Source organism: Photorhabdus sp. RM96S (assembly GCF_042879335.1).
Lineage (GTDB): Bacteria > Pseudomonadota > Gammaproteobacteria > Enterobacterales > Enterobacteriaceae > Photorhabdus > Photorhabdus kayaii.
The window spans coordinates 1-311 of sequence record NZ_JBHFKT010000224.1 but is presented as its reverse complement, the minus strand read 5'-3'; the positions used below and the strand labels follow the sequence as shown (position 1 = coordinate 311).

The 311-nt window shown below is 63.3% G+C and carries 1 protein-coding gene; it reads left to right on the top strand.

The window, feature by feature from the left end:
* On the top strand, nt 1–311 hold a 311-nt coding region (locus ACGF49_RS25085), incomplete at both ends, for a type VI secretion IcmF C-terminal domain-containing protein (RefSeq protein ID WP_387493494.1).

The window sequence follows — 311 nt, the reverse complement described above, 5'->3', positions numbered from 1 at the left end:
CTTCTCGCCGCAAAACGGTCTGGGCGCCCAGTTCGCCATTGAGCCCCTCAGCCTGACCGGCAATAAACGCCGCAGCCTGCTCAATCTCGACGGCCAGCTGCTCGATTATGCTCACGGCCGCGGCAGCATTGTACACCTCATCTGGCCCAACGCGATGCGGGCCGGGGTGGAAAGCCAGCTCACGCTGATACCGGATGCCCGCGGCAAATCCCCGCGCGCCATCCGCTTCACCGGCCCGTGGGCCCAGCTGCGCCTGATTAACAGCGGCAAACTGACTAATGTGCGTCAGGATGCGTTTGATGTGCGGTTCA